We start from the raw sequence: 3162 nt of genomic DNA on the forward strand, positions 1-3162 counted from the left end.
CAAGTTAATCAATAACTAAGATTGATTTAGAATGTCGGACTGAATTGAGATTATATAATTACATAGAATTTGCTCGGGGCAGACAGCTGTCCCCTGACAGAGTCGCAATGACTCCATGATATATGTAACTGAGCGATGATTGTAAATTTTAAAATTTACGGTTGTCGCTCTTTTGTTATGCACAATGAGCCAAGTTTTTTCAGTTTTTTGCTGGCAAAAAAAAATGAAAAAATTTGGCGAATGTATAATCACTGAGAAGAAGCGAAGCGGATTCGAAGTGTTATACAAGGCGAAGCCGTGTGCATAACAAAAATACAAAAATCAAGCGGTATAGTTTCAGTTTTTTGCATGATTTTGTAATGATTAATTGCACAAAAAATGCGAAATTGTGATATAATTTATATATCAAATGAACGAGGAGGACGTGGCTTATGAAAAAGAATATTATTACAATTAGTAGAGAATTTGGTAGCGGCGGAAGAACAGTTGGAAGAAAACTTGCAGAGAGACTTAATATTCCTTTTTATGATGGGGAAATAATTGAAAAAGTACATGAAGAAACAGGATTTTCTCAGGATTTTATTAAGGAGCAGGGTGAACACTCACCAACTAAAAGTATTTTCTCATATGCATTTGTAGGAAGAGATGTGAACGGAATATCTATAAATGATTATGTATGGAATGCACAGAGAAAGATAATTTTGGACTTGGCAGAAAAAGGACCTTGTGTTATTGTCGGAAGATGTGCTGACTTTATTTTGAGGGACAGAGATGATTGCTTCAACGTATTTATTCATGCAGATGAAAAATTTAAAGCAGAACGTATTGTTAAGGAATATGGTGAGACAGATAAATCACCTGAGAAACGTTTAAGAGAAAAAGATAAAAAGCGTAAAATAAATTACAAATATTACACAGACCAGGATTGGGGCGTATGTGATAATTACGACATTTCTTTAAATACAGGAACACTCGGAATTGATAAGTGCGTAGATATTATCGAAGAACTTGTAAAATAATACTAAAAACTATTGACATTTGGCTCTAGTTAGTATAAACTAACTTACAGTTAGGTAGAACTAACAAGCCATTATGTATAATTAGAACTGAGAAAGGCTTAATTTTCCCGATTAAGCCTTTTTCGTTAGTATTATTTAAAGGAAGTGATTAGAATGCCGTTTATAGTAGAAAATATCGGAACAATTGTTGTAGCTATTATTTTAATAGCAATAGTAGCTCTTATAGTATGGTCGATGAGAAAAGACAAGAAAAATGGTAAAACCTGTAGCGGATGCAGTGGTTGTAGCGGATGTAGCGGTTGTAGCCATGGTGGACAGTAAAAAATATATTTCCTTATAAGAATAAAAAAACTCTCTTTTAAAAGCGAATAGGCGAAAATTAATCCTATGCTTAAAGGAGAGTTTTTGTTGTGTACTGTAATATTATAAGAACTTGTTTATGAAACTGATTTCCCAATCAGTTCTAAAAGGTATGGAATTTCTGCTTCAAAATTAACTCCGTATGTTACAGCATTTTTATCGTTATAAGTGTTTTCAATACATTTACAGGTGTAATCGGCGGCAATTTTTAATGAGTCTTCAATAGAAAAATCATTCATCAATGCACCGGTAACTGTGCTAGCAAAAACATCTCCGGTCCCATGGGATTTAATCGCAATTTCCTTGGTAGAATAACTGAAAAAAGTTTGACTTTCAGTATTGTATCCAATATATCCGAAACGATTAGGTTCAATATGTACACCTGTTATAACTGCAATTTTCGGACCTAGATTAGCAAGTTTAAGTAACATAGCTTTAATTTCATCTACAGAGGCGTCTTCCCCGGGATATGGAGTGTTAGTAATAAATGCGGCTTCTGATATATTCGGAAGAATAATATCTGCATCAGAGCAAAGAGTAGTCATTTTTTTAGCAAATGCCATGTCAAAGCCTGTGTATAACTTCCCATTATCAGCCATTGCCGGGTCTACAATGATATAACCATGCGGATTATTAAATGTTTTAAAATAATCAGAAACAATGTCAATTTGTTCAAGCGTTCCGATATATCCTGTGTAAATGGCATCAAATTTAAAACCTTCTTTAACCCATACATCTTTAATCGAAGGCATATCTTCAGTCAAATCCCTAAATGTGAAATTTGAAAAATTAGTATGCGTGGATAAGACCGCAGTAGGAACAATGGCAGTTTCCACGCCCATAGCAGAAATTATGGGTAAGGCAACAGTCAGAGAGCATTTTCCAATGCAAGAGATATCCTGTATAGTCATAATTCTTTTCATAGAATATTTTCCTCCGTTTACAAAAGCAATTTTCTACATTATAATCCACTTATGGTATTATTGAAAAGACCTAAATTTGTATTATTTAAAACACCAGATAGGGGAAAAGATGCTGACATATAATTTAAATGAAAGAGGAACGCTCACATTGTACGAATATTTGTACAAATGTATAAAGGATGACATAGTATCGGGAAAAATAAAAACAGATGAGAAGCTACCTTCAAAAAGAAATATGGCAAAAAATCATGATATAAGCGTAATAACCGTAGAAAATGCCTATGCACAGCTTTTAGTAGAAGGGTATATTCGCGCAGTTGAGAAAAAAGGATATTTTGCAAATGAGATTACAAATCAGATATCTGAAAATCAGGAAGTAACAGAAAATGTTAGTGAATACAAAATTAATAAGCCCGAGAAAGTAAAGTGGATAGTTGATTTTAATTCAAATCATGTAAGGTATGACAGTTTTCCGTTTGCTACATGGTCAAAAATAATGAGGCAGAAACTTTTAGATGAGGAAAACTCATTTCTTATGACACCATCAAGGAATGGAATATGGGAATTAAGAAGTGCGATAGCAAAGCATTTACGTGAGTTCAGAGGACTGACTGTATTGGCGGATCAGATAATTGTTGGTGCCGGAACAGAATATTTGTATGGACTTATAGTTCAGCTTTTAGGAAGAGATTCAGTAATTGCCACTGAAAATCCCGGATATCGAAAGATAAGCATGGTATATGAAAGCAATGGTGTAAGAACTATACATTTGCCTATGGATAATCAGGGAATAAGTATAGATGAATTAGAAAAAAGCGATGCAAATATAGTTCATATTTCACCAAACCATCATTTCCCTA

Annotated in this window: 4 protein-coding genes; 3 read left to right on the forward strand and 1 reads right to left on the reverse strand. The window is 33.6% G+C overall.

The features are described 5' to 3' along the window. Positions 1–431 precede the first annotated feature (431 nt). Together ABMA45_RS05020 and ABMA45_RS05025 are read left to right on the forward strand one after the other, a co-directional pair. Positions 432–1019 (forward strand): cytidylate kinase-like family protein, encoded by a 588-nt coding sequence (locus ABMA45_RS05020; protein ID WP_022088792.1) that lies wholly within the window; start codon positions 432–434, stop codon positions 1017–1019. Between the two features lie 153 nt (positions 1020–1172). After that, on the forward strand, positions 1173–1340 hold the full coding sequence (locus tag ABMA45_RS05025; RefSeq protein WP_022088793.1) for a FeoB-associated Cys-rich membrane protein: 168 nt from the start codon (positions 1173–1175) through the stop codon (positions 1338–1340). 116 nt (positions 1341–1456) lie between these two features. On the opposite strand, the gene ABMA45_RS05030 is transcribed toward ABMA45_RS05025, so the two are convergent. After that, positions 1457–2302 (reverse strand): pyridoxamine kinase, encoded by an 846-nt coding sequence (locus tag ABMA45_RS05030; protein ID WP_022088794.1) that lies wholly within the window; start codon positions 2300–2302, stop codon positions 1457–1459. A 109-nt stretch (positions 2303–2411) separates the two neighbouring features. On the opposite strand from ABMA45_RS05030, the gene ABMA45_RS05035 reads away from it, so the two are divergent. Continuing rightward, positions 2412–3162, forward strand: a 751-nt coding sequence (locus ABMA45_RS05035; protein WP_348029921.1) for an aminotransferase-like domain-containing protein, incomplete at its 3' end; no start/stop codon positions are given.

This window comes from Eubacterium sp. CAG:156 (genome assembly GCF_000434315.1).
In the GTDB taxonomy this organism is placed as follows: domain Bacteria; phylum Bacillota; class Clostridia; order Lachnospirales; family Lachnospiraceae; genus Eubacterium_U; species Eubacterium_U album.

Coding starts and splice junctions, on each gene's coding strand:
- ABMA45_RS05030 (WP_022088794.1), bottom strand. CDS start 2,302: ATGAAAAGAATTATGACTATACAGGATATCTCTTGCATTGGAAAATGC.
- ABMA45_RS05025 (WP_022088793.1), top strand. CDS start 1,173: ATGCCGTTTATAGTAGAAAATATCGGAACAATTGTTGTAGCTATTATT.
- ABMA45_RS05020 (WP_022088792.1), top strand. CDS start 432: ATGAAAAAGAATATTATTACAATTAGTAGAGAATTTGGTAGCGGCGGA.